The 26,582-nt window shown below is 62.3% G+C and carries 25 protein-coding genes, 2 tRNA genes, 1 other RNA gene and 1 riboswitch; of the genes, 3 read left to right on the top strand and 25 right to left on the bottom strand.

Features of this window, described 5'->3' with window-relative positions:
- On the top strand, nucleotides 1-184 hold a 184-nt coding region (locus Q0I65_RS06945), incomplete at its 5' end, for a hypothetical protein (RefSeq protein ID WP_296061585.1).
- Nucleotides 185-201: 17 nt separating this feature from the next.
- The gene (locus Q0I65_RS06940) at nucleotides 202-1,617 is read left to right on the top strand and encodes an HD domain-containing protein (protein ID WP_296061583.1); all 1,416 of its coding nucleotides are present in this window, start codon (nucleotides 202-204) and stop codon (nucleotides 1,615-1,617) included.
- Between the two features lie 47 nt (nucleotides 1,618-1,664).
- Here the strand turns inward: Q0I65_RS06940 and Q0I65_RS06935 are convergent.
- The 6 genes from Q0I65_RS06935 to Q0I65_RS06910 form a co-directional block, all read right to left on the bottom strand.
- Nucleotides 1,665-1,741 (bottom strand) — tRNA-Glu (locus Q0I65_RS06935).
- 23 nt (nucleotides 1,742-1,764) lie between these two features.
- Nucleotides 1,765-1,838 (bottom strand) — tRNA-Gln (locus Q0I65_RS06930).
- Nucleotides 1,839-1,977: 139 nt separating this feature from the next.
- Complete coding sequence (gene thiD, locus Q0I65_RS06925; RefSeq protein ID WP_296061580.1) at nucleotides 1,978-2,763, bottom strand: bifunctional hydroxymethylpyrimidine kinase/phosphomethylpyrimidine kinase; 786 nt, start codon at nucleotides 2,761-2,763, stop codon at nucleotides 1,978-1,980.
- A gap of 9 nt (nucleotides 2,764-2,772) precedes the next feature.
- Nucleotides 2,773-3,369: an isochorismatase family cysteine hydrolase gene (locus Q0I65_RS06920; protein WP_296061577.1), complete on the bottom strand. Its 597-nt coding sequence runs from the start codon at nucleotides 3,367-3,369 to the stop codon at nucleotides 2,773-2,775.
- A gap of 21 nt (nucleotides 3,370-3,390) precedes the next feature.
- The gene (gene thiC, locus Q0I65_RS06915) at nucleotides 3,391-4,722 is read right to left on the bottom strand and encodes a phosphomethylpyrimidine synthase ThiC (protein WP_296061574.1); all 1,332 of its coding nucleotides are present in this window, start codon (nucleotides 4,720-4,722) and stop codon (nucleotides 3,391-3,393) included.
- A riboswitch (TPP riboswitch) is annotated at nucleotides 4,714-4,839 on the bottom strand. Its footprint overlaps the gene before it by 9 nt.
- Nucleotides 4,840-4,905: 66 nt before the next feature.
- Entirely contained in the window at nucleotides 4,906-5,577 is a 672-nt protein-coding gene (locus tag Q0I65_RS06910; RefSeq protein WP_296061572.1) for a thiamine diphosphokinase, read from the bottom strand.
- A gap of 54 nt (nucleotides 5,578-5,631) precedes the next feature.
- Between Q0I65_RS06910 and rnpB the strand changes: the two genes are divergently transcribed.
- Nucleotides 5,632-5,972: RNase P RNA component class A (gene rnpB / locus Q0I65_RS06905), an RNA gene on the top strand.
- 82 nt (nucleotides 5,973-6,054) lie between these two features.
- Here the strand turns inward: rnpB and Q0I65_RS06900 are convergent.
- The 19 genes from Q0I65_RS06900 to Q0I65_RS06810 form a co-directional block, all read right to left on the bottom strand.
- On the bottom strand, nucleotides 6,055-6,861 hold the full coding sequence (locus Q0I65_RS06900; protein ID WP_296061569.1) for a DivIVA domain-containing protein: 807 nt from the start codon (nucleotides 6,859-6,861) through the stop codon (nucleotides 6,055-6,057).
- Between the two features lie 32 nt (nucleotides 6,862-6,893).
- Nucleotides 6,894-7,154, bottom strand: coding sequence for a YggT family protein (locus Q0I65_RS06895; protein ID WP_158050198.1), 261 nt, complete (start codon nucleotides 7,152-7,154; stop codon nucleotides 6,894-6,896).
- A 48-nt stretch (nucleotides 7,155-7,202) separates the two neighbouring features.
- Nucleotides 7,203-8,171, bottom strand: a complete 969-nt coding sequence (locus tag Q0I65_RS06890) for a cell division protein SepF (RefSeq protein WP_296061564.1) — start codon at nucleotides 8,169-8,171, stop codon at nucleotides 7,203-7,205.
- Between the two features lie 109 nt (nucleotides 8,172-8,280).
- Nucleotides 8,281-8,967, bottom strand: a complete 687-nt coding sequence (locus Q0I65_RS06885; RefSeq protein ID WP_296061591.1) for a YggS family pyridoxal phosphate-dependent enzyme — start codon at nucleotides 8,965-8,967, stop codon at nucleotides 8,281-8,283.
- 13 nt (nucleotides 8,968-8,980) lie between these two features.
- Nucleotides 8,981-9,823 (bottom strand): polyphenol oxidase family protein, encoded by an 843-nt coding sequence (locus Q0I65_RS06880; protein ID WP_296061562.1) that lies wholly within the window; start codon nucleotides 9,821-9,823, stop codon nucleotides 8,981-8,983.
- Nucleotides 9,824-9,837: 14 nt separating this feature from the next.
- Entirely contained in the window at nucleotides 9,838-10,956 is a 1,119-nt protein-coding gene (gene ftsZ, locus Q0I65_RS06875) for a cell division protein FtsZ (protein WP_158050201.1), read from the bottom strand.
- A gap of 152 nt (nucleotides 10,957-11,108) precedes the next feature.
- Nucleotides 11,109-11,993, bottom strand: coding sequence for an FtsQ-type POTRA domain-containing protein (locus tag Q0I65_RS06870; protein ID WP_296061560.1), 885 nt, complete (start codon nucleotides 11,991-11,993; stop codon nucleotides 11,109-11,111).
- 76 nt (nucleotides 11,994-12,069) lie between these two features.
- Entirely contained in the window at nucleotides 12,070-12,996 is a 927-nt protein-coding gene (gene murB, locus Q0I65_RS06865; protein ID WP_296061557.1) for a UDP-N-acetylmuramate dehydrogenase, read from the bottom strand.
- Between the two features lie 3 nt (nucleotides 12,997-12,999).
- Nucleotides 13,000-14,409, bottom strand: coding sequence for a UDP-N-acetylmuramate--L-alanine ligase (gene murC / locus Q0I65_RS06860; protein WP_296061554.1), 1,410 nt, complete (start codon nucleotides 14,407-14,409; stop codon nucleotides 13,000-13,002).
- Between the two features lie 43 nt (nucleotides 14,410-14,452).
- Nucleotides 14,453-15,574 carry an undecaprenyldiphospho-muramoylpentapeptide beta-N-acetylglucosaminyltransferase gene (gene murG, locus Q0I65_RS06855; RefSeq protein ID WP_296061551.1) on the bottom strand — a complete coding sequence of 374 codons (1,122 nt, stop codon included), beginning with the start codon at nucleotides 15,572-15,574 and terminating at the stop codon, nucleotides 14,453-14,455.
- Nucleotides 15,575-15,578: 4 nt separating this feature from the next.
- Nucleotides 15,579-16,925 carry an FtsW/RodA/SpoVE family cell cycle protein gene (locus tag Q0I65_RS06850; RefSeq protein WP_296061549.1) on the bottom strand — a complete coding sequence of 449 codons (1,347 nt, stop codon included), beginning with the start codon at nucleotides 16,923-16,925 and terminating at the stop codon, nucleotides 15,579-15,581.
- A 14-nt stretch (nucleotides 16,926-16,939) separates the two neighbouring features.
- Nucleotides 16,940-18,439 carry a UDP-N-acetylmuramoyl-L-alanine--D-glutamate ligase gene (gene murD / locus Q0I65_RS06845; protein WP_296061547.1) on the bottom strand — a complete coding sequence of 500 codons (1,500 nt, stop codon included), beginning with the start codon at nucleotides 18,437-18,439 and terminating at the stop codon, nucleotides 16,940-16,942.
- Nucleotides 18,440-18,469: 30 nt separating this feature from the next.
- Nucleotides 18,470-19,507 (bottom strand): phospho-N-acetylmuramoyl-pentapeptide-transferase, encoded by a 1,038-nt coding sequence (mraY, locus tag Q0I65_RS06840; protein WP_296061588.1) that lies wholly within the window; start codon nucleotides 19,505-19,507, stop codon nucleotides 18,470-18,472.
- Complete coding sequence (murF, locus tag Q0I65_RS06835) at nucleotides 19,507-20,976, bottom strand: UDP-N-acetylmuramoyl-tripeptide--D-alanyl-D-alanine ligase (protein WP_296061544.1); 1,470 nt, start codon at nucleotides 20,974-20,976, stop codon at nucleotides 19,507-19,509. The genes mraY and murF overlap by 1 nt, the downstream gene beginning before the upstream one ends.
- Nucleotide 20,977: 1 nt before the next feature.
- Complete coding sequence (locus Q0I65_RS06830; RefSeq protein ID WP_296061541.1) at nucleotides 20,978-22,477, bottom strand: UDP-N-acetylmuramoyl-L-alanyl-D-glutamate--2,6-diaminopimelate ligase; 1,500 nt, start codon at nucleotides 22,475-22,477, stop codon at nucleotides 20,978-20,980.
- A 10-nt stretch (nucleotides 22,478-22,487) separates the two neighbouring features.
- Nucleotides 22,488-24,140: a penicillin-binding protein 2 gene (locus Q0I65_RS06825; protein WP_296061538.1), complete on the bottom strand. Its 1,653-nt coding sequence runs from the start codon at nucleotides 24,138-24,140 to the stop codon at nucleotides 22,488-22,490.
- Between the two features lie 393 nt (nucleotides 24,141-24,533).
- Nucleotides 24,534-24,989 (bottom strand): cell division protein FtsL, encoded by a 456-nt coding sequence (locus Q0I65_RS06820; protein ID WP_296061537.1) that lies wholly within the window; start codon nucleotides 24,987-24,989, stop codon nucleotides 24,534-24,536.
- Nucleotides 24,990-25,067: 78 nt separating this feature from the next.
- The gene (gene rsmH, locus Q0I65_RS06815; RefSeq protein WP_158050219.1) at nucleotides 25,068-26,024 is read right to left on the bottom strand and encodes a 16S rRNA (cytosine(1402)-N(4))-methyltransferase RsmH; all 957 of its coding nucleotides are present in this window, start codon (nucleotides 26,022-26,024) and stop codon (nucleotides 25,068-25,070) included.
- Between the two features lie 12 nt (nucleotides 26,025-26,036).
- Entirely contained in the window at nucleotides 26,037-26,531 is a 495-nt protein-coding gene (locus tag Q0I65_RS06810; protein ID WP_296061533.1) for a division/cell wall cluster transcriptional repressor MraZ, read from the bottom strand.
- Nucleotides 26,532-26,582 lie beyond the last annotated feature (51 nt).

Genomic DNA, 26,582 nt, shown 5'->3' with positions numbered 1-26,582 from the left:
GGCGCAAGGAGATATATTACGCGACCTCTCGCCTGCCGTCAAGAACTTTTTTCAAAAAGTTTTGAGCGGTTTTGAAAGCTTCGAAAAGCCCTCGCGATGGCTCGCGACTGCACCCTCCTTGCAAATGCAGCTTGTGTATACTACCGAGTGTTCCACGATGATGCAAGCCCTTTTCTCAAAATAATGTAAGGAACTTTTACCGTGCCTGATAATAGCTGCTCTTTCCCTTCTCTTATAAGCGACGAAGCTTCGGGCGATCCTGTACAGCAGGTACCTGAGAACGCATTCTCCCACCTTCCCGATGCAGCGATCCGTGTCGTCGGCATTCTTGAAGCGGGAGGCTTCGAGGCGTGGTTTGTGGGCGGATTCGTTCGCGATGCGCTTCTCGGGCGCCCCTGTTCCGATATCGACATTGCCTCGAACGCTTCTTGGCAGCAAGCGCAGGCGCTCTTCGAAGCTGCGGGGTTTAAGACCCACGAAACCGGAGTCGCACACGGCACGCTCACCGTCCTTGTCGGCGACGACGCGTTCGAAGTGACCACCTACCGGCGCGACGGGGCCTACAGCGACTCGCGCCACCCAAGCTCCGTCGAGTTCGTTTCTTCTATTGAAGAAGACCTCGCGCGCCGAGATTTCACGATAAACGCCGTTGCTTTCCACCCCCTCCGCGGACTGCTCGACCCTTACGGCGGCGTCGGCGACTTGCAGGCGAAAACGATACGCGCGGTGGGAGACCCGGCCAAACGATTCTCCGAAGACGCCCTGAGGATCCTTCGAGCGTGCCGCTTCGCCGCGCAGCTCGGGTTCGACATCGAGGAGGAGACGCTTTTCGGCATGCTCTCCAACAAAGGAATCGTCTACCGGGTTTCCGCGGAGCGCGTCACCCATGAGCTCGACCGCCTTCTCACCGCCCCCTTCGCGGGAAGCGCTCTTGTGAAGTACGTCGACGTGCTTTCGTGCGTGCTGCCCGAGCTTGTCTCCATGAAGGGGTTCGAACAGCACACTCCTTACCATATTTACGATGTACTCGAGCATACGGCACATGTCGTCGACGGCGTGCCCGCCTATCGCCTCGTGCGTTGGGCGGCGCTCTTTCACGATATGGGGAAACCGGCCTGCTTCTTTTTCGGGGAAAACGGCGTGGGTCACTTCTATGGGCACGCGAACGTGAGCGTCATGCTCGCGCGCGGCATCATGTCAAGGCTTAAGATGTCGCCGGCGTTCGCGAACCGCGTGCTCACGCTCGTGAAGCACCACGATGAGGTGGTCGAGCCGACTCCTCGCGCGGTGAAGCGTATGCTCGCGCGACTCGACGGGAATGTTGAGCTTTTTCACGCCCTTTGCGACTTGAATCGCGGCGACGCGCGCGGGCAGGCCCCCCATTGCGCGGGCAGGATCGATGCCGCGTACGAGCTTGAGAAGGTTCTTGCCGATATCCAGAAGGCGAACGAGGCGTTCACGCTGCAAAGCCTCGCCATCGATGGGCGCGACGTCATGGCATTGGGTATTCCCCACGGGCCGGAAGTCGGCAAGGCCCTCTCGCGGGCGCTCGATGCCGTCATCGATGAGAAGGTTCCCAACGAGAAGGGTGCGCTCCTCGACTACCTTTCGAAGTAGCGGGGAAAAGAAAAAGGCCAGGGCATAAGCCCTAGCCTGTTGTTTCTTGGTAGCTCCGAAGGGATTCGAACCCTCGACCTCCGCCTTGAGAGGGCGGCGTCCTAAACCGCTAGACGACGGAGCCACATAAGCGCTTTGGAATCGTAATGGCTGGGGTGGAAGGAGTCGAACCCTCACATACGGCACCAGAAACCGCTGTCCTGCCATTAGACGACACCCCAACTTACTGCCGGTGCGTCTCTTGCTGTTCTGCAAGGCGCAAGCGCAGGAAAGTATATTACGCGCATTCCCCTATGCCGTCAAGCCTTTATTTCAACTTTTTTGAAAAATTTGAAAGGGAACGGCGATGCATTACTCTTATCAGGTGTTTTGCCACATATGATCAAGCGGCCCGCTCCCCTTTCCCAGATTGAGACCCGCCGAGAGTGCGCCTGTGAGGTATTCCTTGGCAGCCTCAACCGCATCGGGAACGGATAACCCGCAGGCAAGACCGCATGCGATGGCGGAAGAGAGCGTGCAGCCCGTCCCGTGGGTATTGCTCGTCGGAATCGCCTCATGGCGGAACCAGTGGGTCTCGCCCGAACGGGTTGCGAGCACGTCGTTAGCGTCGTGGGCACCGTGCCCTCCCTTCACCAAGACGTTGACCCCAAGCGAGCGGGCAAGGCTTACAGCCGCGCGCTCGCATGATTCCTCGTCCGACAACTCGCAACCGCAAAGGACCTGTGCCTCGGGAATGTTCGGGGTGATGACGCTCGCCCGGGGAAGAAGCTCCCCGATAAGCGCCGACACCGCGTCTTCGCCGATAAGGCGTGCGCCGCTCGTCGCCACCATGACGGGATCGACCACGATGTTTTCCGCATGCCACTTGTCGAGGCCGCCGGCAATCGCGCGGATGATCTCGGCCGACGACACCATGCCGACCTTCACCGCATCGGGGCGGATGTCGGAGAAGACCGCGTCGATCTGCTCCGAGACGAACGCGGCAGGCACCTCGTGCACCCCCGTTACCCCGAGCGTATTTTGCGCGGTGAGCGCGGTGATGACCGTCTCGGCGAACAGGTGATGCGCCGCTATCGTCTTGATGTCCGCCTGAATGCCCGCGCCGCCGCTTGAGTCCGATCCAGCTATGCTCACGACCGCCTTCATGCGCGCCCCCTACTTCTCGAGCAGCGCCACGACGTCGTCGGTAGAAAGAACACAGGCGGCATAACAGGTCTTGAAGTACTCAAGCCCCTCCTCCTGGTTCCCTACGAGAAACGTCGCCGTCGCGTCTCCTGCAACGATAAGGTTATAGTTGTTGAAGTACGCGTCGGCAAGCGTATGGCGAACGCAGATGTTAGTGTCCATTCCCGTGCAAATGAGCGTGTCGACGCCGAGCTCGTCGAGCAGAAGGCGCAGTCCCGTCTGGAAAAACGCGCTGTAGCGGCGCTTCTCGATGGTGAAATCGCCCTCCTTGGGGTCAAGCAGCGGCGAGGTCTGCGCCTCGGGGGTGCCGGCGATGCCGTGATCGCCCCAGAGCAGCAGCTCGCGATCGAGACCGGGGATATGGGCGTCGTTCGTGAAGATGACGGGGACGCCTGCGCGCCGGGCAGCCGCCGCAATGCGGGCGGTGTTCTCAATTGCGGGCAGAAGCGTCTGCTCGAGCGGGGTTCCCGTCGGGTCGCCGAGCTCGTCGATCACGAGCAGGGCCGTCTTCTTCGCATCGAAGTTCGCGAGGTCGAACAGCTCGTTGTTGTTCTCGTCTCCAAGCATTGCGTCTCCCTTCGTCGTTTGCTATTCGTTGTCGAGATCGATGACCAGGCCATCCATAATCTTGTTCACCGTGCGAACCGCGCACATCTTGCCGCACATCGTGCAGGTCCCCTCGTTTTCGGGAGGGGCGCTCTCGAACACTTTGCGCGGGCGCACCGGATCAATCGCGAGCGAGAACTGCTCTTCCCAGTCCATGCGACGACGGGCATCCGACATGCGCGCATCGCGCTCGCGCGCGCCCGGGATACCCTTCGCAATATCGGCCGCATGAGCTGCGATCTTCGTCGCGACAAGACCCTCGCGCACATCATGGGCATCGGGAAGGCGAAGGTGCTCGGCAGGCGTAACGTAGCACAGGAAGTCTGCGCCAGAGCTTGCCGCGACGGCTCCGCCGATAGCTGCGGTGATGTGGTCGTATCCAGGGGCGATGTCGGTCACAAGCGGGCCGAGCACGTAGAACGGCGCGTTGTGGCACAGACGCTTCTCGAGCTTCATGTTCGCCGCAATCTCATCGATTGCCATATGCCCCGGCCCCTCGACCATGACCTGCACGCCCGCGTCCCACGCACGCTTGGTGAGCTTGCCGATTTCGATGAGCTCACAGATCTGTCCAGCGTCGGTCGCATCGTAATTGCAACCTGGGCGCATCGCATCGCCGAGGGAAATGGTCACGTCATGCTCGTGCAGGATAGCGAGCACCTCGTCGTAGTACTCGTAGAACGGATTCTCGTTGCCCGTCGCCTCCATCCACGCGAAGATGAGCGACCCGCCGCGCGACACCACGTTCATGAGCCGCCCCGTTTCCTTGAACGATTCGATGGTACGGCGATTCATGCCCGCATGGATTGTGACGAAGTCGACGCCGTCCTCAGCGTGGCGGCGCACGACGTCGAGGAAGTCCTCGGCGGTGATGGAGATGAGGGCCTTCTCGAGGTACCCGATAGCGTCGTACATGGGAACGGTGCCGATCATCGCAGGTGACTTCTCGATAAGCCGTGTGCGGAACGACTGCGTCTTCCCACTGTTCGACAAGTCCATGATCGCCTCGGCGCCAAGCTCGAAGGCAATGTCGACCTTCTCCCATTCGACCTGCTCATCGGCAAGATCGCCCGAGATACCCAAGTTTACGTTCACCTTCGTGCGAAGCCCCTCGCCCACGCCCTCGGGGGAAAGCGACGTGTGGTGGATGTTCGCGGGGATGGCGATGCGGCCGGCTGCAACCCCCTCGCGGATGAACTCGGGCGCGCGGCCTTCCTTTTCAGCGACGATGCGCATAGCGGGCGTAATTTCCCCTGCGCGCGCGAAATCGATCTGCGTGATTTTGGTATGCGAAACTACCTGGCTGTTCGCCATTATTCGACTCCCTTCGTTGGCATTATCCACATCAGGTTTCGGGTCGAAGCGAAAGCGCGCTTCCTCTCAGCCCGCCGCGCAGCACAGCGCTGCATGCGAGCTCCCCGGTTATGCAAAGATGCTAGGCGAATTATACGACAGCGGGAAAGGCCCGCCGCGCAATCGCCGAAAAGCCGACAAGCGTCACACGGTGGCGGGCGACGGCGCGGCGGCAGCCTCGCCCGTCGCAAGCGGATAGAAGACGTAGAGCGTACCCTCCTCGACGCTCACCGCCGCCGGCTTTCCCGTAAGCTCGTTCGAGAGCCCGAGCGACGTGCGGTTGGAAAGCGGCTCGTCATCGAGCGAGTATTCCAGGCCGCGCTCGATGACGCCGCGCGCCGTGTCGTTCGCCGAGAACACCGACACCACACCTGCATCAAGCCCCTCGGGCAACTCGAAGACGTCGGGACCCGTGACGCAGCGCACCGCGAAGTCGTCCCCTACCCCCGTGACATAGATGCCCTGCTCGGAGTAGCGTGCGAACAGCTGCAGGTTCGCGATTGTGTGGTCGAGGCGCTTGGCGAGCGCACCGTAGACGAAGAGCTCCTGGTTGTCCCAAAAGACTGCCTTCTCCATAGCGAGCTCCATGTCGCTTTTGTCCTTCTTCACCGGATGGCGCGACACGCGACGGCACCGGGGCACATAGCCAAGGGAATCGAAGTCACCGATCGCCATATCGGCTTCGCGCCCGATTGCCTCGAGGGACGCAAACCCACCATCGACCGCAATCACGAAATCGAAGGCGCCCGCGGCGTCCATCGCCTTAAAATGCTCGGCGTTGAAGTCGACCGCACCGACAAGCGCACAGGTTCCCATGGTTGATTTGTCCTTTCCGTCACTTTGAGCATGCTCGTGGTACACTATTATACGCGAGTGGGCCTGACGGTCGCGCGCCGCAAGGCGTGAGGAAAGTCCGGGCTCCAAAGGGCAAGATGCCAGCTAACGGCTGGGCGGGGCGACCCGACGGATTAGTGCCACAGAAAAGAAGACTCCCTCTTCTTGAGGGAAAAGCTGAAACGGTGCGGTAAAAGCGCACCAGCGCGTCGGTAACGGCGTGGCTTGGTAAACCCCATCTGGAGCAAGCGCAAATAGGAACGCGATACGGTGCCCTTCCGTGCGCTCGGGTTGCGTGCTTGAGACGCGTGGCGACACGCGTTCGAGATAAATGGCCGTCCCAACGACAGAACCCGGCTTATCGACCCACTCGCACTTTGAGGCTCAAATCCCGCATCGGGGCATGAAAAAGGGGCAGTTCGCTTGAACTGCCCCTTTCGCGTTTCTTGGAATATTCCCCTAGTCGAGCTCGTCGAAGGAGAAGTCGTCGTCGGCGTCACCGAAGCCCGAAAGGTCCTTCTCCACCGCAGAGGGCATGGGGGTTGCCGCCGCCACGGCGACGTTGCCCGTCTGGGGCGTGGAATACGCCACAGGCTCGGCGTTCATGGGAACCTGGACCTGTGCCGTCGCATCGGTGGTGTCGGCGTAGTGCGCCGCAGCGACGGAAGCCTGAGAGCCGCCGCCGATCTCGGCGAGCTTGCGGGAAGCGTCGTTGATGAAGTCGGTGAGAAGTTCCTGATACTCCTCGCGCGCGTCCTCGCGATCGTCCTCGAGCTTGCGAATGGCATCGATGACGTCCTGCTTGTCGTTGTTGGCGCGGTCGATGATGCGCTGAGCCTCGTCCTTCGCGTCCTGAATGGTCTCGGCCGCGGTGTTGTTGGCCTTCGCGAGGATCTCGTCAGCGGAGCGCTGCGCGATGATGAGCGCCTGCGCGATGGCGTTGCCGTCGGCCTGCTTCTCCTCAAGCTGCGACTCGAGCTCGCGGATGCGTGCGTTTGCCTCGTCAAGTTCCTGCGAGAAGTCCTGAGCCGGAGCAGACGAAGGCGCCGGCGCAGCGGCAGGGGCTTCCTCAATCGGCTTCGCCGGCGTGTCGAACCCGTCGAAGCGCGAATCGTTCAGTTGATCCTGCAGGTCGGCAATCTGGTTGTTGAGATTATCAATCTCATCGGCGACATGCTCGAGGAACACATCGACTTCGTCGACGTCGTAACCCTTGCGGTCGATCGAGAAACTTTGGTTGTGGATTTCAGCCGAGGTGATAGCCATTTATCTTCCCTTCGCCAGCAAAGCCTGCATCTTTACAGCAAGCCTATCAGCAGTCTTACACCAAATTGTAATACAAGCAACGCAACGATTGGACTCACGTCCACCATTCCTCCAATCGGGGGAATGAACTTCTTGAAAAGGTTGAGGTACGGATCGCAGATCTTGCCAAGGACCGTGTTGATGTCGGCGAGGATACCGCGATCAGTCGGGAACCAGGATAGCATGACGTACACGAAGATGAGCATCGAGTACACGTCGGACAGCGATACGATAAGGTATTTCAGGCTCAGCACGAGATAGCCTCCCCAGCTGCGCGTTTCACGCTCGAGATGTTCGCCACGTTACAGCACTCCCTGGTTTCGAAGCGCAAGCTTCTCCGCGTCGGTTAAGGCGTCGCCCTTCGTGATCGCGAAGACTTTGTCCCCGACGCATTCCACTCCCGCATCGAGCGCGCTCGAGACGCCGAAGGAGAAATCAAGGATGCGCTTGGAAAGCGAGTCGGGCGTATTGCGGAGCGCGAGAATGACCGCATCGCCGCCTTTAAGAGCCCGGGCGATTTTCTCAACCTCGCCGTAGCTCGCCGGCTTGAGCACCGTGCACGATCGCTTTGCCACATAGCGCGCGCCCTGCGCCTGAGCGTAAGCGGACTGGGGGTCGTAAGCGGAGCTCGCCTGCGCCGAAGCTTTCCGCGCGGTTTCGCTCATTGCCGCGGCAGCGCTCGATTGCGCGGGCTGGCGTGTGAAGGCTCCGAGCGAGCCTTCTGCAGACGCGCTCGTCGCACCGGACGTGACGCCCATATGCGAGGACGGGGTCGTGGTCGCCGCATGCTTGCCCGCCGGCTTCGCCTCGCCCGCCGTTGGCTCGAACAGCGAGTTCAGCCCTTCGGAGCGGGTCGGACGCGAAGCGGCTGCCGCAACGGCGGCCGATCCTTCCGGCGTCATCGTCGGGGGCAGCGAGCTGTCAACCGTGGTTCGCTCACCGCGATACGGGGTATGCGCCGTCGTCATGCGGCGCGCGCTGGACGTGGGGGTACTCGATGAGCCCTCCCCGCGCGAGTGGGCGCGCACGTCGTTGATGGACACCAGGTTTGAGATGGTGGAATTCGAACGAGCACTGCGGGTCGTTACCGGGGCGTAAGGATCATAGTCGTTTTCGGAACCGTCCGCATAGTCGTCCGCGTATTCAGCGTATTCCGAGTAATCGTCCTCGTAGTCGCCGTAGTCATCGTCGTAGTCGTCGTACCGGTCGTTCGAGCGACCGCGCACGGCACCGCCGCCGAAGCCGAGTTTCGATTTGAGTTCGTCCAACATGCCTTAACTCCGTTTCCTTTCTTCCTGGCAGCTCCAGTAGTGGGTTGTCCTGCATCGTTTACAAGCCGCTTTGCGTGCTATCCGCACGTCAGGGGTGGAAGGAGGCGACCTAAAACGAGTCGCTGAAAATCGCCCGTCCGATGCGAACTATGGTAGCGCCCGCACGAACCGCCTCTCGCCAATCTTCGCTCATGCCCATAGAAAGTTCATCGAACGCCTCGGCGCTTGGCGCGGGGAGGGAGGCGCGAACCTTCTCCGCGAGCTTCGCCAAGCCTTCGAAGCAGCGGCTTGCGATCTCCAAGTCGCCTTGCGGGGCCATCGTCATGAACCCGCGCACGCACACGTTGGGAAGCGTCTCGCACACATCCACAAGAGCCTCTGCCTCATCGGGCGAGACTCCGCTTTTGCTTTCCTCGCCCGAGACGTTCACCTCGATGAGGATATCCTGCACGATGCCCTTCTCACGGGCGACTTCGTCGATCTTGCGCGCATGTTTCTCCTGATAGACGGAGTGAATGAGCGAGGCAGAGTCGACGATATCGCGGATGCGCCTCGACTGGATGTTGCCGATGAAGTGCCAGCGGGCATCGGGGAACGCCTGCGACTTGGGGACGATCTGGTCGGGACGGTTCTCGCCGAAATCCCGCGCACCTGCAGCGAACGCCTCCCCCACGCCCTCGACGCCGACCGTCTTGGAGACCGCGATGAGCCGCACCTCTTTCGGGTCCCTGCCCGCAAGGGCGCACTCCTGCGCGAGTTCCTCTTCGACCATTTCATAGCGCTCGGCTATTCCCATTGCCACAAACTCCTTACCTTGAACGGAAAGCAAGTGCACCATGGCGACCGCATACGCCGCCCGACGCACGATACGAGAAGAACCTGTCGGGCTCGCACTTCGTGCAGGCGTGCGCAGACGCAATCCGCTCGCGCGAAAGACCCGCCGATTCGAAGTCGAGGATGAGCGCCTGCTCCAAGTCGACATGGCGCGCATCGGGCACGCAGCCTGGCCCGATCTCGCTTGCGAAGCGCTGCGCCACATCGGGCCCCGTCTCGAAGCATGATGCGCAGATATGCGGTCCGATATAGGCGTTGAACTCGGAAGGAGCCGGAGCATCATGACCAAGCTCGCGCGCATCGAGAGCGGCAAGGCGTTTGCAGGCTGAAGAGGCGATACGCGCCACAGCTCCGCGCCAGCCCGCATGGACCACCGCCACACGCCCCGTCGGCGATACAATGATCACGGGAACGCAATCGGCGAAGCAGAGGAGCGCAGCAACGCGAGGGCAGGAAACAACGAGCCCATCGGTACCCGCATCCGCGGCATCCTGGATGCCACGCAGCGTTTCGGGGTCGGACGTTTCGATGTTCACCAGGTCGGTTCCGTGTACCTGGTTGGGCACGACGAGCGGCATATCGGGCTCGCCGAGTGCGCAAAGGAGCGCACGTCGGTTCCCGAGGACGACGTCACGGTCGTCACCAACATGAGTTCCCAAGTTAAGGCTTGCGTAATCGCCCTCGCTTGCCCCTCCCGCACGGCCTGTGAAGGCAATACGAACCGACGACGCGCCATACAACGCGTCGTCGGTGAAAAGCGGAATCGAATCGATAGTTCGGGCAGCGAGGCGCGGCAACGGTAGGCTTGATGCCACCATGGCCGATTACCTCCTTAGCGCTGACGCCTCAAGAAATCAGGAATGTAATCCTCGTCGGCGAAGCGGCCTGCGCTCGGTGTGGTCGAGAAAGTAACCGGAGCGCTGCTCGGCGCCGGGGTCGGATCCGTCGACGCGAACAGATCCTTGCGCGAGAAGTCGAGCGAAGACTGCTGCGGGGCGTTCATCTTGAAGCCGGTGGCGATGACGGTGATGCGAACCTGATCGCCCATCGACTCGTCGATGATCTGGCCGTAGATGATGTTCGCATTCTCGTCGGCGCATGCCTCGACGGTGCGCGCAGCCTCGTCAACCTCGGTCAGCGTGAGGTCGGGACCACCAGCGATGGAGAACAGCACGCGGGAAGCGCCCGCGATGGACGCTTCGAGCAAGTTGGAGTTGGTCGCCTGCTGCGCCGCATCGAGCGCACGGTTCTCGCCCGTCGCGATGCCGATGCCCATCATCGCCGTGCCCGCGTCTTTCATGACCGTGCGGATGTCCGCGAAGTCGAGGTTGATGAGGCCCGGGATGGTGATGAGGTCGGTGACGCCCTGGATGCCCTGGCGCAGGGTATCGTCGGCAATGCGGAACGCATCGAGCATGCTCGTCTTCTTGTCGACGATTTCAAGCAGTCGGTCGTTCGGGATGACGATGAGCGTATCGACTTTCTGAGAGAGCAAGTCGATGCCCTGATCGGCCTGGTTGCGACGAAGGCGCCCCTCGAAGGAGAAGGGCTTCGTCACGATGCCGACGGTCAGCGCGCCGATTTCCTCGCGCGCGATTTCTGCGATGATGGGAGCGGCGCCCGTACCCGTGCCGCCGCCTTCGCCAGCGGTGACAAAGACCATGTCGGCCTCGGCGAGTGCCTCGCGAATTTCTGCACGCGACTCCTCGGCTGCCTGGCACCCCACTTCGGGGTTCGCGCCCGCACCGAGCCCGCGCGTGAGCTCGTCGCCGATGTGGATCGTCTTATCGGCGTCCGACATGAGCAAAGCCTGGCGGTCGGTGTTGACGGCGATGAACTCGACGCCCTTCACGCCCGCTTCAACCATGCGGTTCACGGCATTGGTACCGCCGCCGCCTACGCCGACGACCTTGATGACCGCCAAATGCTCGGAACCTATTGTGTTTGGCATTGTATCCTCCACACCTGCTGCGATTAAAATGCTGCGTTTCCCACTGTGGGTGCAGTTTTACCTGCGTTATTGTACACGATGATACCTCGATTGCAAATTACACGGGTCGAGGCCTTCGGCCGAGTCCATGAAAGTGCCACTATTGGGCTACTTTACAAGGACCGCCACGTCGGGCGATCGACCACGCGCACGTTGATGTAGGCGACCTTGCCCGGGTTGTCGTTGAGAATCTGCAGGCACACACGCTCTTTCTCGCGAATGTTCTGGGCCGGTCCGAACGCGATCTCCACGCCGCTTTCGAGCGTGAGCTTCGTTGATTCCGCATCTGTCGCGGACACGGTCTTCACCTGATTGGCAAGATCGGTCGTCATACCGGAGACGATCGCGAGGGCGTTGTTCACGTTCTCGTCGGTGCACTTCGTCCCGGTTTCCGCCGAGGTTCCATAGGGCACGTCGGTGATGTGGAGCGCGTTTTGCGCGTCGTCGTAAATGCGCTGATTGAGCGATTGGCCGAGCTGAGTGTCCTGGTCTGGAATGGCCATAAGCCACATCCCGTCCGAGGAGATCGCCCAGGGCTGGGTCGACTTCGCATCCGATGTGGGAACCTCAACGACCGCCGCCACTGTGCGCTCGGTCACGACGATCTGGAGCGTATGGGGGAAGATGCGGTTGCACGAGACGCTTTTCACCCACGCATCGCGCAGAAGGCTGTCCTCAATCGCCTTCGTATCGACGCGCAGAAGCGTCTCACCCTCGGGCACCGACACGAGCGCCTGCAGATCGGACTGGGTGAGGTGCTCGACGCCTTCGACTTTGACCTCGTCAATCGAGAAGACACTCGAGAAGTACAGGACCGCGGCGCATGCGAGGAGGACCGCGATCGCCCCGAGGACGATCCCAAGCTTCACAAGATGGCGATGGTAGCTTGCGCGCACGCGCTCGGCGCGGCTTGCGCGCTCGATGTCGCCCACGCTTCGGGAGCGATAGCGCACCGAACCGCCCTCAACCGCGCGCCCACCTTGGACGGAGCGCGGCATGCCCGAGCCCGGCGTGCGCGACGACTGTGGACGCGCAGAGGACCGTGGGCGCGGGGCCGGTGCGTTTTGGGGACGCCTATTCGAAGCCGAGGAGCTTGACTTCCGGCTTGAGCGCAACGCCATAAGCTTCCATTACCTTCCCCTGGACAAGTTCGATCAACGACAACACATCGCGGGCCGACGCGTTCCCCGTGTTCACAATGAAGTTCGCATGGACATCGGAGATGCGCGCGCCGCCGACGGCACTACCTTTGAGCCCCGCACGCTCGATCAAGTCGCCTGCCGACGCACCTTCGGGGTTCTTGAAAACGCTTCCGCACGAGGGCTGACGCAGTGGCTGGGTCGCCTTGCGGCGCTTGAGCGAGGCCTCCATCTTCCCCCTGATGTAGAAGGGGTCGGCAGGCTCCATGTTGAGCTCGCACTCGACCAGTATCTCGTCGGCGGGAAACGACGAGCAGCGATATCCCCACTCGATCTCGCTGCCGTGGCGACGCACAAGGCCCCCCTCGGCCGAGAACGAGGTGACGCTCTCCACGCGCGCTCCGAGCCATTCGTCTCGAGAGCCGGCATTCATGCGCAAGGCCCCACCGACAGACCCCGGCGTGCCCACTGCGAACTCGAGCCCCGCGAGCGAGCGGCGGAAAGCCTCCTGCACAGCAGCGGAAAGCGGCACGCCGGCGCCGAGCATGAGGCGCGATTTCTCCTCGTCGTAGCGCATGCTGCGGAAGTCGCGTCCAAGCACGATGACCGCCGCGTCGACGCCCTCGTCGGCGACGAGCAGATTCGAGCCCCGGCCGACGATGTACCATTTCTCGCCCATGGCTTTGCACGCCTCGAGCACGCGCGCGAGCGCGCCCACCGAGTGGACGCGCGCGAAATAGCGTGCCGGCCCGCCGATGCGGTAGGTGGTATGGCGAGACATGGGCTCGAATGGGTTGATTTCCCCGTCGAAGCGCTCGTCGACGAGCAGCGCCTCGAGCGGCGAGGCGTGACGTGCGACCATGAGCTACTCCCCCGCACCAGCATCCGCCGCGCCGAGCGCTTCGACAAGCTGCGGGCCGATCGCCGTGACGTCGCCCGCGCCCATCGTGATGACCAAATCGCCCGGCTTTGCGAGGGCGACCATATGGGGCACGACGTCGAGGCGGCGCGGAACATAGCTCGCCGCAGGATGCCCGCTGTGGTCGAGCACGACGTTGAGGAAGGTCTTGCCCGATACGCCAGGAACCGGCGCCTCACCGGCAGGGTAGACGTCCATGAACGTCACCGTGTCGGCATCGTCGAACGCTGCGCCGAACTCGTCGTGGAGCACCTCGGTGAACAGCGGTGCGCGCGAGTAGCGGTGCGGCTGGAACAGCACGTGAACATGGTTGAAATCGAGCGTCTTAGCAGCGGCGATGGTTGCCGCGATTTCGGTAGGATGGTGGGCGTAATCGTCCACGACAGTGACGCCCTGCGCCTCCCCCACCAAGTCGAAGCGACGGCGGACACCCGCGAAATCGGCGAGCACGCAGGCCGCCTTCTGCACGTCGAGCCCGAGCGCCCAGATGAGCGTGAGCACCGCCGCGGCATTGAGCACGTTGTGCACACCGGGATTCTGCTTAACCTTGCCTTCGACCTGCGTGCCGTCGGGAAGCTCGAGCGTGAAGGAAGAACCCACGCCATGCGGGCCGTAAGACACGACGCGCGCGTCGCATTCCTCCCCCAGACCGTACGTGATCGCGCGGGGGTGCACCTCGCGCGCCGCGCAGACGAGCGCTTCCTCCTCGCCGCACACGACGACGGGGCCGTCCTCGGGGACAGAAGCCATGAACTGCTTGAACTTCTCGAAGATCTCGCCGAGGTCCTTGTAGTGGTCAAGATGGTCGGCCTCAATATTGGTGACGATGACGCCTGCGGGAGAGAGGAACGTGAACGACTTGTCGGACTCGTCGGCTTCGACCACGTAGTACTTTCCCGTGCCGGAATGCGCGTTGGTCCCGTAGGAGCGGACGATGCCGCCGATGAGGAACGTCGGGTCGAGGCCCATGCCGTCGAGCGTGCTCGCGAGCATGGAGGACGTGGTGGTCTTGCCATGCGTGCCTGCCACCGCGAGCGTGTCGAGCCGCTCGCCCAAGCGCGCGAGCATCTGGGCACGGTGGATGATGTTGAGGTTGCGGCGGCGCGCTTCTTCGAGCTCGGGGTTGTTATCGAGGATCGCCGTCGAAATGACGACGGTGACATCGTCGCCCTCGGGCACGTTCTCCACCGCCTGCCCGATGGCCACGGGGATGCCGTAGCTTTTCAGCTGCTTGGTGTAGCGGCTCTCCTTGATATCCGAGCCGGTGACGACCATGCCCTGGTCATGCGCCACATGCGCGATACCGCTCATGCCCACGCCGCCGACGCCGATGAAATGCAAACGTTCAGTGCTCATAGTGATCGATCCCACCCGTTGGTTTCCCGTTATTCCAAAGAGCCTATTGTAGTCCATGGTCAGCCGAAGGCGCGGCGCCCATCACAACATCAGCCAATTTCGCCGCCGCATCGGCAGTCTTCTGCTCACGAGCGGCCGCAGTCATACCCGCGCGCACATCCGCGTCGTCGACAAGCGAAAACACGAGCTGCGCGAACTTTTCTGAGCCCACCTCGGCGTCGGGGATCATCTTCGCGCACCCCGCCGCAACGTAAGCGCGGGCGTTCGTGGTCTGATGATCGGCTGTCGCATGGGGGTACGGCACGAGCAGCGCCGGGATGGCGCGCGCCGAGATCTCGGCCAGGGAAGTCGCACCTGCGCGCGACACGATGGCGTCGGTCGCGGCGAGCGTCTCGCCCATGCGGTCCTGATACCCCATGACGTGCCAGCGCTTCGCCTCCTCCTCGGTGAGCGCAAGCTCGGCGGTCGTGCGCTCGAGCTCTTTGGGGCCCGTGATATGCACGACATGCAGGTTCTCCCGCGAGAGCAGCTCGGACTTGAGCGCCGCGATGCCTTCGTTGAGCTGGCGCGCACCCAGGCTTCCGCCGAAGACGAGCAGCATGAGCGCGTCGTCGGGTATCCCGAGCATACGGCGGCCCTCCTCGCGCGTCGCAAGCAGCACCTTCTTGCGCACCGGGTTGCCCGTCACGTGCACCTGCGTGGCCGCCGGAATGGCAACGCCCTCCTTCGCGCACTCGTAGGTCAAACACACCGCACGTGCCTTCTTGGAAAGCTCCTTGTTCGCAAGGCCCATGACGGAGTTCTGCTCGTGGACGACCACGGGGATGCCCATCTGCTCGGCCGCACGGGCGACCGGAATGGAGACATACCCGCCGAAGCCGACAACCACACTCGGCTCGATCTCGGCGAACCAGCGCTTGGCTTCCTTCGTCGAGTGCGAGATGAGCTTGAGCGCCTTCACGAGCGAGAGGGGGTGCTTGCGGTTGAAGCCGGATGCCTCGAAGGGCTGAAACGCGATGCCCGCTTCAGGCACAAGGCGCGACTCTACTCCGCGCGGCGTGCCAGCGAAGCGCACCTCCACCCCCCGTTCTTCAAGCACCTCTGCGAGCGCGAGCGCAGGATTGATGTGACCGGCGGTTCCCCCGCCCGACAGTACGACGAGCATTCGACTACCTCCTTCGAGAAGACGGCCGTCCTGCGGCCGTCCGAGATTCCGTGCGATTCGATGCGGTCCTCTTCGAGCGGCCGCCATCGTAGGTCCGGTCCCCCGTAGATCTACGAGCCCCCGAGCGGACAGCGTCCCGCGGGCTATCGCCTGCGCCGTCCTCCTCGCGCCTGACGACGCGCAGACTCGAGCGGCGGCGATCGAACTCATCGGAAGAGGCCGCATCGCGCGATACGGACAGGATAAGTCCCACCATGATGAGCGATGCCAAGATGGATGAGCCTCCCGACGAGATGAACGGCAGGGGCTTGCCCGTCGTGGGGAACACGCCGATAGCGCACGCGATGTTCAAAAACGCCTGGAAAACGAGGGCAATTGTAAGCCCGCCCGCAATCATCATAGAGAAATCGTCGCGAGCCGATCGGGCAATAAGCGTACCGGTGTAGAGAACGCCCAGAAAGAGAGCGATGACGGCAAGGCAGCCGACCATGCCGAGCTCTTCGCCGATGACCGCAAACACGAAGTCGCTGTCGCTTGCGAAGAGATACTGGTACTTCTCATGCCCGTTACCGAGGCCGACGCCGAAAATGCCACCTTCGGAAAACGCAAAATACGAATGCATGATGTTGTAGCCGCTACCGTAACCGCCCTGGCCGTCGTCCCAAGGATTGAGGAAGGACCAGCGGTCAGCGCGATAGCCCGTGCCGAACATGGCGATAAGACCGAAAACGACGATTACGACAAGAATGATGGCGATAGCACCGATCGGAAGCTCGCCGTACCACAGCACCGCAAGTACCGCAACGATGCAAATCATCGTGGTGCCCAGGTCGGACTGCGTTTTGTAGATGAGTGCAAGCGGCACTAGCACGAGCAGAGTGAAGCCGAGAGCGCAGCGTTTCCCGCTAATCTCCCCCGAAACGAAATCGGCGTAGATGCGCGCGGAGACCAAGACGAACACGATCTTCGCGAACTCGGAGACCTGGATCGTCACAGGACCGAGGCGCAGCCAGCGCTTAGCGCCGTAGTTGTCGACGCCAACGAGAGCCGTCAGCAAGATAACGACGACGAGCAGCGCTAATGCCGCCCAAAGCCACTTAGTTCTCCATATCGACACCGGAATGAAGCGGTAGATCGCGAACGCGATAAGCGCACCGAAAACGGCATACATCACCTGGTCGGTCAGGCTTTTGAGCTCATCGACCCCATTGTTGATGTTCGAGATCGATCCCGCCGAGTACACCATCACGAACCCGATGAGCACGAGCGCGAGCACGCAGAGCAGAAAGCCGATGCGCGGGCCGTGTATCGATGCGGGGACGGCGTTGCGGGAACGCTGGGTTCTGGGCATGCGAAACTACCCCGCTATGCCTCTGCCGAGCGGACGGCGACAAGTTCCTTGAAGACATCGCCGCGCTGCTCGTAGCAGGTAAACTCGTCGAACGAGGAGCATGCGGGGGAAAGCAAGAGCACATCTCCCGGCGCAGCTGCCGCAAGGCCCGCGTCGAGCGCATCTTCCATATGATTCGCCGCGATGACGGCAAGCACGCCGTCCTCGTCAGGGCACTCGCCGCCGAAGGCCGCAAGGAAGCGCTCGCGCGCCTCGCCGAAGATCACGACGGCCTTGGCATGCTTATGGGCGGCGCCAACGAGCGGAGCGAGGTCCGTTCCTTTGTCGTGCCCGCCGAGCAGCACGATCGGGCGCGTTGAGCCGAAGGCAGAGAAGGCCTTGAGCGTCGCGTCGACGTTGGTTGCCTTGGAATCGTTGTAGCAGGCCACACCGGCAACGCTACCGCAGGGCTCGATGCGATGCTCGAGCGGCGCGAAGGAGCGAAGCGATTGGGCGACGAGCGCGTCGCCAATACCGAGCGCAATCGCGCAAGATGCCGCGACAAGAGCGTTCTCCGTGTTGTGATCGCCCTTGATTTGCAGGTCGGATGCAGCGCATAGCCGATGCTCCATACCCCGAAACGCAACCGTGAGCACGCCGTCAGCTGAGACGAACGCGGCGTTCTCGGATCCGCAGCGGGCACGCATGTCACCAGCGATCCCATCTTTGGTGCCGACGGGGACATAGTCGAAGCCGCGCTCGTCAGGCGTCATGGTGCGTAGCTCGCGGATACGCGCGCGAACCGCGTCATCGGTCGCGCAGAGGACGGCGGTGGAGTTCGGGACTTGCGAGAGGTTCGCTATCACTTTCCACTTCGCCGCAGCATAAGCGTCAAGCGTCCCATGCCACTCGATGTGGTCAGGGGTGATGTTCAAGAGCACCGCAACGTTCGGGGCGAAGCGAGAAGTTGACTCGAGCTGGAAAGACGACACCTCGGCGACGTACACGTCAGTATCTCCCGCAGCCACGCGAGCAATGCAAGCATCGCCGATGTTACCGACAGCGTGCGCCGCAAGACCTGCGTCTTTAAGCAGGTGGGCCGCAATCGAGGTGGTCGTGGTCTTGCCGTTCGTGCCCGTAATGGCGACCCACGTGCTCGATTCGTCGGATTCGCGCCACGCGAACTCGACCTCGCTCACCAGCTCGGCGCTCGCCGCCTTCGCGGACTGGAAGAATTCAGAAATCTCGGGAATGCCGGGGCTCGCGATGCACAAATCGAACGAGCCGCCGACAGCCTGCGCAAGAGGGGCCACGGCGTCGTTTCCGAACTCGACCGCGGCACCCGCAGCCTTCGCCCGCTCGGCGTCGGCACGGGCCGCCGGAGTATCGCCGCCCGCTGCCACGGCAAGCGCGTCCACGCGCGTGCCCAAAAGCGGCAGCAGGTAATCAAGTACTGCATGCCCGCTTTTGCCCAGTCCCAAAACAAGGACGCGCCCCAGATGCTCGGGCGCGTATTTCTTACCTTCGATCAGCATGGACGTTCCTTCCGAGAAAACCTGCATGCTCTACGCCACCGCCACAAGGGACTCGGCGAAATAGATCGAGAAGCCGATTGCCGCCAAAACTCCCGAAACGATCCAGAAGCGCACGACGACCTTCGTCTCGCTCCACCCTTTCTTCTCGAAATGGTGGTGCAAAGGCGCCATGAGGAAGATGCGCTTGTGCGTCTTCTTATAGTAGAACACCTGGATCATGACGGAGAGCGCCTCGGCGACGAACAGGCCGCCGATGATGATCGACACGAACTCGGTCTTGGTGAGGACGGCCAGGCATCCGAGCGCCATGCCAAGCGCAAGCGAGCCGGTGTCGCCCATGAAGATGTCGGCTGGGTAGGAGTTGAACCACAAAAACCCGATGCATGCGCCGGCAAGCGCACCGGCCACGATGGCAGAGTCGAGCGCGTCGGTGCGGTAGGCTATCGCAGCCATGACGATCATAACGATCATGACGGTGCCCGCGGCCAAACCGTCAAGGCCGTCGGTCAAGTTCACGGCGTTGCACATGCCTACGAGCAGGATGTTCACAAAGATAAGGTAGAGCCACGGAATGGAGAAGTCCCCGATCTGCGTGGTCAGGATGCCGAAGTCGAGGTCCACGACAAACGGGATGTCGACGGTGGGCTCGATGCCGAGGAAGTTCACCGCGACAAGACAGAACGCCGTTGCGATAATGAACTGCCCGATAAGCTTCGCCTTCGGAGTAAGCCCGAGCGAGCGTTCCTTCACGACCTTCTCGCCGTCGTCGGCAAGACCGAGGGCGCCGGCAAGCACCGTCGCGATGACGAGGGCGAACGTCTCGGGCGAGGGCATGCCGATGAGCAGCACTGTTACCACGACCGCGATCAGCATGATAAGTCCGCCCATCGTCGGCGTACCCTGCTTCACGAGATGGCTTTCGGGACCGTCCGCGCGAACCTGCTGGCCGATATGGTACGAGCGAAGCGCGCGAATGAACGCCGGCATGAGCGCCATCGTGATCACGATGGCAAGCACAACGGCGAGGAACACGACGAACGTGGGATATTGCGAGAATATGCTGAACATCATTCGACCAATCCTTCAACGACCCTCTCGAGACCAACGGAATGCGACGCCTTCACAAGCACCGCGTCCCCTGGCCCGACGAGCCCCTTCACAACTTCAAGCGCACCCGCTGCGTCAGCGGCGCGGAAAACACGATCTTCGGGCATGCCGCCCTCTTCGGCGGCCTCGGCGATAAGGGACCCCAAATCACCCACGCTCACGAGCCGATCGATGCCGAGCGCTGCCGCAAGAGCACCCATCTCGCGATGGCCTGCAGGACCGAAATCCCCCAGCTCGCCCATGTCCCCGAGGACTGCGATGCGGGAACCCGCGACGCGCATCGCGGCGAAAGTATTGAGCGCCGCGCGCATGGAATCGGGATTCGCGTTGTACGCATCGTTCACAACCGTGAAGCCCCCGCGCGCCGCGAGTATCTCCTGACGCCCCGACTCGGGCTTGGCAGCGCCGAGCGCCTCGACGATAACCTCGAGGGAAAGCCCCGCAGCGAGGCCCACCGCCGCCGCCGCGCACGCGTTGTGAACGTTGTGCAGGCCAGAGAGCGCAAGCGAGCAGGTAGCGCTCTCGCATCCCGCATCGCCCGAGAACCCGCGCGCGAAAAGGGTAAACGAGGCACGGCCCGCATCGTCGAGCGAGATATGAGTCGCCCAAACCGCACGCCCCGCGCGCCAGCCGCAAGCCGCATCCTCGCAATAGTTTCCCGATCCGTCGAAGCACACTGCGCTTACTCCGCGCTCGGCTCCCCGAGCGTTGTCCCACACGAAGTCCGACATATCGTCGGCACCGTTCAGGAAAGCGATGCCGCCTTCGGGAAGCGCCGCGATGAGCTCGGATTTGGCGCGCGCGATGTTCTCGCGGCTGCCGAGCAGCTCGATGTGGCTTTCGCCGACTTGCGTGACAATTCCCCACTCGGGGCGCACGAAGGAGCACAGCGACTCGATCTGCCGGAGTCCGCGCATGCCCATCTCGACCACGACGTTGCGGGTATCAGCATCGGCAGCAAGCAGCGTGTTTGGCACGCCGAGCTCGTTGTTCTGGTTACCGCGCGTAGCCGTGACGCTCCCCGCGCAGGAGAGCACGTCGCGCACGAGGTTTTTGGTAGTCGTCTTGCCGTTCGAGCCGGTCAGGCCCACGACGCGGCCACGCAAGCAGCAACGCCATGCGCAGGCAAGGTCGGTGATGGCCTTCTGCGCGTCATCCACAAGCAGAATCGCCGCCCCGAGTTCTTGCACGCGGGCGACCATCTCATTGGGAAGCGCCCGCGTGACGAGCACGCAGCGCGCGCCTGCGGAGACGGCGGCGAGAACAAAGTCGTGTCCGTCGACTCGCTCACCTGCAAGCGCGACGTAGAGCGAGCCCTCGCCCGCTGTGCGGGAATCCCACGTGACGGACGCAATCTGAGCATCCGGGTTCGGAGCCGCGACAATGCGCGCAGAGACCGCCTCTGCGATTTCGGTTACGGAAAGTTGCAAGCTAGTTCGCCTCCGCTGCAGCGCCGGCAAAACGGCGCTCAAGTTCCTCGCGCGCAACGACGCGGTCGTCGAAGGACAAGACCTCGTCGCCTACAAGCTGGTAATCCTCATGCCCCTTGCCAGCGATGAGAACCGACGTGTTCGCGTCGGCAAGCTCGATTGCACGGCGAATAGCGCTGCGGCGATCGGGCACAACCTCATACTTGTCCTGGGAATCGCCCATACCGGCAACGATATCAGCGATGATGGCGTCGGGGTTCTCGTGGCGCGGGTTGTCACTCGTGACGATGGCGTAGTCCGCAGCGAGGGCCTTCTTGCCCATGAGCGGGCGCTTCCCCGCATCGCGGTTGCCGCCGCAGCCGAAGACGACGATCGTGCGGCCGTGGCCGAGCGCCATGATAGAGCCGAGCGCCTTCTCGAGCGCATCGGGGGTATGCGCGTAGTCAACGTACACCGACACGCCGCCGTCATGGGGCGTGCGCACGCGCTCGAGCCGGCCGGGCACGGGAGTGGCATCCTCCAGCGATTTCGCGATATCGGCCGCGGGGATGCCGAGCATGAGGCCGACACCGAACGCCGTCATGATGTTGGAAACGTTGAAGCGCCCGACAAGCGGATAGGAGAACGCGATTTCTTCGCCGCGAACGGACAGCACGACGTCGGTTCTTGCCACGCCGTAGTCGACCTTCACGGGATGGATAGCCGCCGACTCGTCAAAGCCGGTCGTCACCACCATGTCGCCCGCCTCCATGCAACGGCGGTTAAGCTCGGCTCCCCACTTGTCGTCGATGCAGATAACGCGGCGGGCCGGGTAATCGTGCGAGAACAGCAGCGCCTTCGCCTCGAAGTACGCCTCGAACGTGTGGTGGTAGTCGAGGTGGTCCTGCGTCAGGTTGGTGAACGCCGTCACCGAGAAACGCGTATCCCACGTGCGGCACAGATCGAGCGCATGGGAGCTGACCTCCATGGCGACGCAATCACATTTCGCATCGCGCATGCGCGCAAACAGGTGCTGTAAGTCGCTCGACTCGGGAGTGGTGTGCTCGGACTTCTCGTGCGCATCGCCGATGGTTGTTCCGACGGTGCCGATGACGCCCGTCTTCTTCCCCGCCATGCGCGCGATGTGCTCGACGAGGTAGGTCGTGGTGGTCTTGCCATTGGTCCCCGTGACGCCGACGAGTGAGAAGGCGCGCGAGGGGTTGTCGTAGAACTGCGCGGCAGCATAGGCGAGCGCCTTGCGCGAATCGGCAACGACGACCTCGGTCACATCGGTTGCGTCGGCCAGGTAGAGCTTGCGCTCCACGATGAGCACCTTCGCACCGCGGTCGATCGCGTCCTGCGCGAAGGAATGACCGTCCACGGCGAGGCCCACGATGCAGAAGAACGCATCGCCGGGCTGCACGCGATCGGAGCGATAGGCGATGCCCGAAACCTCTTCAGATGGATTGCCGAGAATGGTGCAATTGAAGCCTTCGAATAAATCCGCACACGTTTTGGCCATGTTGTCTACCTCACTCCGGCTGAATCTTGTATCGATCGATGGCAAAGGCCATTATATCCTTAAAAACATTCGACACGTTTCCTTGGCTTGGGACCTCATTGAGTCCCACAAAACAAACTAATTGGCTCGACGAGTCGGGCAAAAATCCCTCGAAACACAGGTTGTAGACCCCTTGACGGTACACGCCGCCCTCCGCGATTTCCGCAGTCGAGGTCTTGCCTGCCACCGAGTAGCCCTCTATCTGGGCATTCTTGCCCGTACCATCGGTGACCACCGTTTTCAGCATGTCGGTGATGGTCGGGATGGCAGCCTTGTTCTCGATCACATCCTCTGTGTCGTAGGTAGGAATCTCACCTGTTTGCGGCTTGCTCACCAAGAAGTGAGGAGTCACCTCGACCCCATCGTTGGCAAGCGCCCCATAGAAGCGCACGAGCTGGAGCGGCGTCACCGCGACGCCCTGCCCGAAGCTCACGTTCCACCCCGTGATCGTGGCCCAGTTCTCAAGTGGCTGAAGCGTGCCCGATGCCTCGCCCGGGTAGTCGACGCCCGTCTTCTCGCAGAGATTGTACTTCTGGATATGCTCGTAGAGCTTGGTAAACCCGTCGGTCATCTTCTGCACCGAAAGCGAGATGCCGACGTTTGAGGACTGGTCGAGGATTTGGCGGAACGAGAAGGTCTGGTCGGAGCGCTCGTGCGCGTCGGAGACCTTGTAGCCGTCGGCCTCGATCACCGCGGGGCAGAAGAGCGTGTCGTCAGGCGTCATCGCTCCCTCTTCCAAGATGGTCGTCGCCGACACCGTCTTGAACACCGAGCCCGGCTCGAAGGCCTGCGTAATTGGTTTTACCTGGTCGGAGCTAGATTTCGCGCTCGTCATGTCAGAGGGGTCCATATAGGGCAGCGAGGCGATGGCATAGATTTCGCCCGTGCCCGCGTCCATCACGACCGAGGAGCCGCCGGCAGCGGTCATGTCCTCGGCGGCCTCGGCGACGCGGTTCTCCACATATTCCTGCAGCTCGATGTCGATCGAGATCATGATGTCTTGGCCATCGACCGCAGGCGTCTCCTCCTTGACTCCACCGGGAATGGGAAGGCCGTTTTCCCCGCGCTCGGCGGTGTATGTGCCCGGCGTGCCGGAAAGAATGTCGTTGTATTGCAGCTCGAGACCTGTGATACCCTCGCCGTCGACATTGCAGTAGCCGATAACCTGGCCGCCGATCTGGCCGCAGGGGTATTCGCGCCGCGTGTCAGCGATGAAGTAGACGCCATCGAGGGCAAGCTTCTTCACCTCGGCGGCGGCATCAACATCCGCCTGGCGCTTCACGTAGACGAAGGTGGCGGACTCCTTCGAGAGCAGTTCCCGGTACGTCGACGCGTCGCCCCCGAGCACGTTGGCGATAGCCTGCGCCTCCGCCGCCGCGTCGGTGACCTCAGCGGGGTTCGCATAGATCGTCGTCGCGTCGACGCTCTTCGCGAGCACCGTGCCATTGCGATCGTAGATCGTGCCTCGGTGGGGTGTGGTGGTGAACGAGATCGTGCGCGCCTCTTCGGCCATCGCCGAATAATGGGCCGACTCGATGATCTGGAGATATCCCAAGCGCAGGAAGAAAACTGCGGCAATGGCGGCAAAGATAAGCAGAAGGACGAAGGGGCGGTTCGAATTCACCCTCTCGGCGGTATGGCTTGAGTTGATGCGCTCGGCAGCGCCGCCAACCGCTCTCCCAATGGAGCCGCCGACGACACCAACAGCGCCAATGATGTTGGAAAGCGTGCTTTGAGAAGAAGCCGCCCCGCGAGAGGCGCGCTCATCGCGGGGGCTGCGCGAACCCCTCGCGTCGCGGGCTGCTCGCGACGAGCCCGCCTCGCGCGATGGTCGCTGCGTGCGTGATGAGGAAGACCCGCGACGCGAGCGCTCGCTCGGACGGGAGGTGCCCCTGCCCTGCGAGCGAGTGCGGGACGATCGCCCCTCGCTGCGAGAAGTATTCGCTCTCCCCCCTTCGCGCCTGCGGGAATAATCCCCATCGCGCATGTCGCGTCTGCGGTCGGTCATATCCGCCCGCTAGCTCCGCGCGGCGGCGGCCAGACTCTGGGAAAGCGAGAGATTGCCCGAGCCGTCGGTCGCGACGATGTCTTCGGGCAGCACGATTTTGCTGGTCGACTCGGGCGCAGCCATGCCAAGGGCGGTCGCCTCGGACTTGATGCGGGACGGATTGGAAAGACTGCTCTGCGCCACCTCGAGGGAGCTGCCCTCGGAGCGCGCGGTGTCGATAAGGCTGTCGTAGCTCTTCGACTCGATTTCGACGTTGACAGCAGCGGCAGTAAGCGCGATACGGGCGAAGGCCACGAGCGCAAGCACCACAAGGGCTACCGCCACCACCCGGGCGAGCGCGATGATCGCCGGAGAAAGCGTCTCGACATGGGGCTTGCCACCAGGAACGACAGAGATGCGGGGGCGTTCAGGATAACGCTCGGGCACTCGCTCTGCGGCGCGCGTATATGCAGGAACAGCGCTCATGCCCCACCCCTTTCTTTCGTTTAATCGGCATTTCAGGCAACGACGCCCCCGAAGGGGCGACGTGGGTTCGCTATTCGGTTAGAGCTTCTGCGCGACACGTAGCTTCGCGCTGCGGGCCCGAGGATTGCTCTCTATCTCCTCAGGCGTCGGAAGTATGGGCTTCCGCGTGACAACCTTGAGTATCGGCTCTTTCCCGCACACGCAGACCGGCAGGTCTGGCGGGCAGGTGCACCGGTTCGCCATCGAGGCGAACGTGTCCTTCACAATCCTGTCTTCCAGCGAGTGATAGCTGATGACGGCTATCCTGCCTTTCGGATTCAGCCAGCGGATGGCTGCGTCCAAACCTCGACGCAGCACATCCAGCTCCGAGTTGACTTCGATCCGAAGAGCCTGGAAGGTTCGCTTCGCGGGATGCCCGCCTGCGCGTCTGGCCGAAGCGGGGATGGCGGCCTTGATGACCTCCACCAGCTGCCCGCTGGTCTCGAACGGCTCCTTCTCGCGCTCGCGCACGATGAAGTCGGCGATTCTCGATGCCCACTTCTCGTCCGAATAGGCGCGGATTATCCGAGTGAGATCTGCTGCGTTGTAGGTGTTGACGATCTCTGCTGCGGTTTGAGTTTGTGTACTCGGATCCATCCGCATGTCAAGGGGGGCTTCTTCTTTGAAGGAGAAGCCGCGTGACGGCGTATCGATCTGCACGGAGGAAACGCCGAGATCGAACAGGATAGCGTCGATTCCGGGCACCTCGGCAGAGGTGAGAAGTCCATCGAGTTCCCCGAAGTTGCCGTGAAGCAATTCGAGCGCGGGGCGAGTTTGCTCCGGCAGCGACTCAAGCTTCTTGCGAGCGGCGGCAAGCGCCACTTCGTCTTGGTCGATACCGATGAGCGTCCCCTCGTGCCCAAGCCGCTTCGCGACTTCGAAGGAATGCCCTGCCCCGCCGAGCGTGGCGTCCACGAACGTGTGCTGTGTTTGTAGTGTAAGTTGTTCGAGGCACTCGGCGAGCAGGACCGGTGTGTGCCGATATTCGCTTGTCATTTCGCTCACGTCTTACTCCGCTAGGTCGAGCAACATCGAGATATCGGTGTCGTCGATCACTTCGTCGTAACGCTTCGCGTCCCAGATCTCGAATCGACCGGTGTTGCCGATGACGACGACGTCCTTGTCGATGCCGCATTTCTCGCGGGCATCGGCGGGAAGCATGATGCGGCCGGTCTTGTCGACCTCCACGTCCTTCGCAAGCGACTTGAGCTTCAGCATGATGTGCCGGCACTCGCGCTTGGTGGGGTGCTTCTTCTCGACGAACGAATCGAACAACTTGGTGATCCATGCCTCGAAATCGGGCGTTTCGAACACGTAAAGGCATTCGTTGTCCAGATCCCTGGCGACGACGAGCTGGGTTGAAAGCACTTTGCGGAATTTCGCGGGGAGAGACACGCGGCCCTTGCCGTCGACCTTGAAGCGGTATTCGCCGTTGAGAACCACGTCGCGATGCGGCGCGACCTCTTCGGCTACCTCCTCGATCTGTTTGGCATCGTCCGTCATCTGTTCCCTTCGAAACCCTGCAGTGGCTTCCAATGCATTGCATTCTATCCC

This window comes from uncultured Ellagibacter sp., from assembly GCF_934643285.1.
Classification (GTDB): domain Bacteria; phylum Actinomycetota; class Coriobacteriia; order Coriobacteriales; family Eggerthellaceae; genus Ellagibacter.
This window is presented reverse-complemented; position numbering and strand designations above follow the sequence as displayed.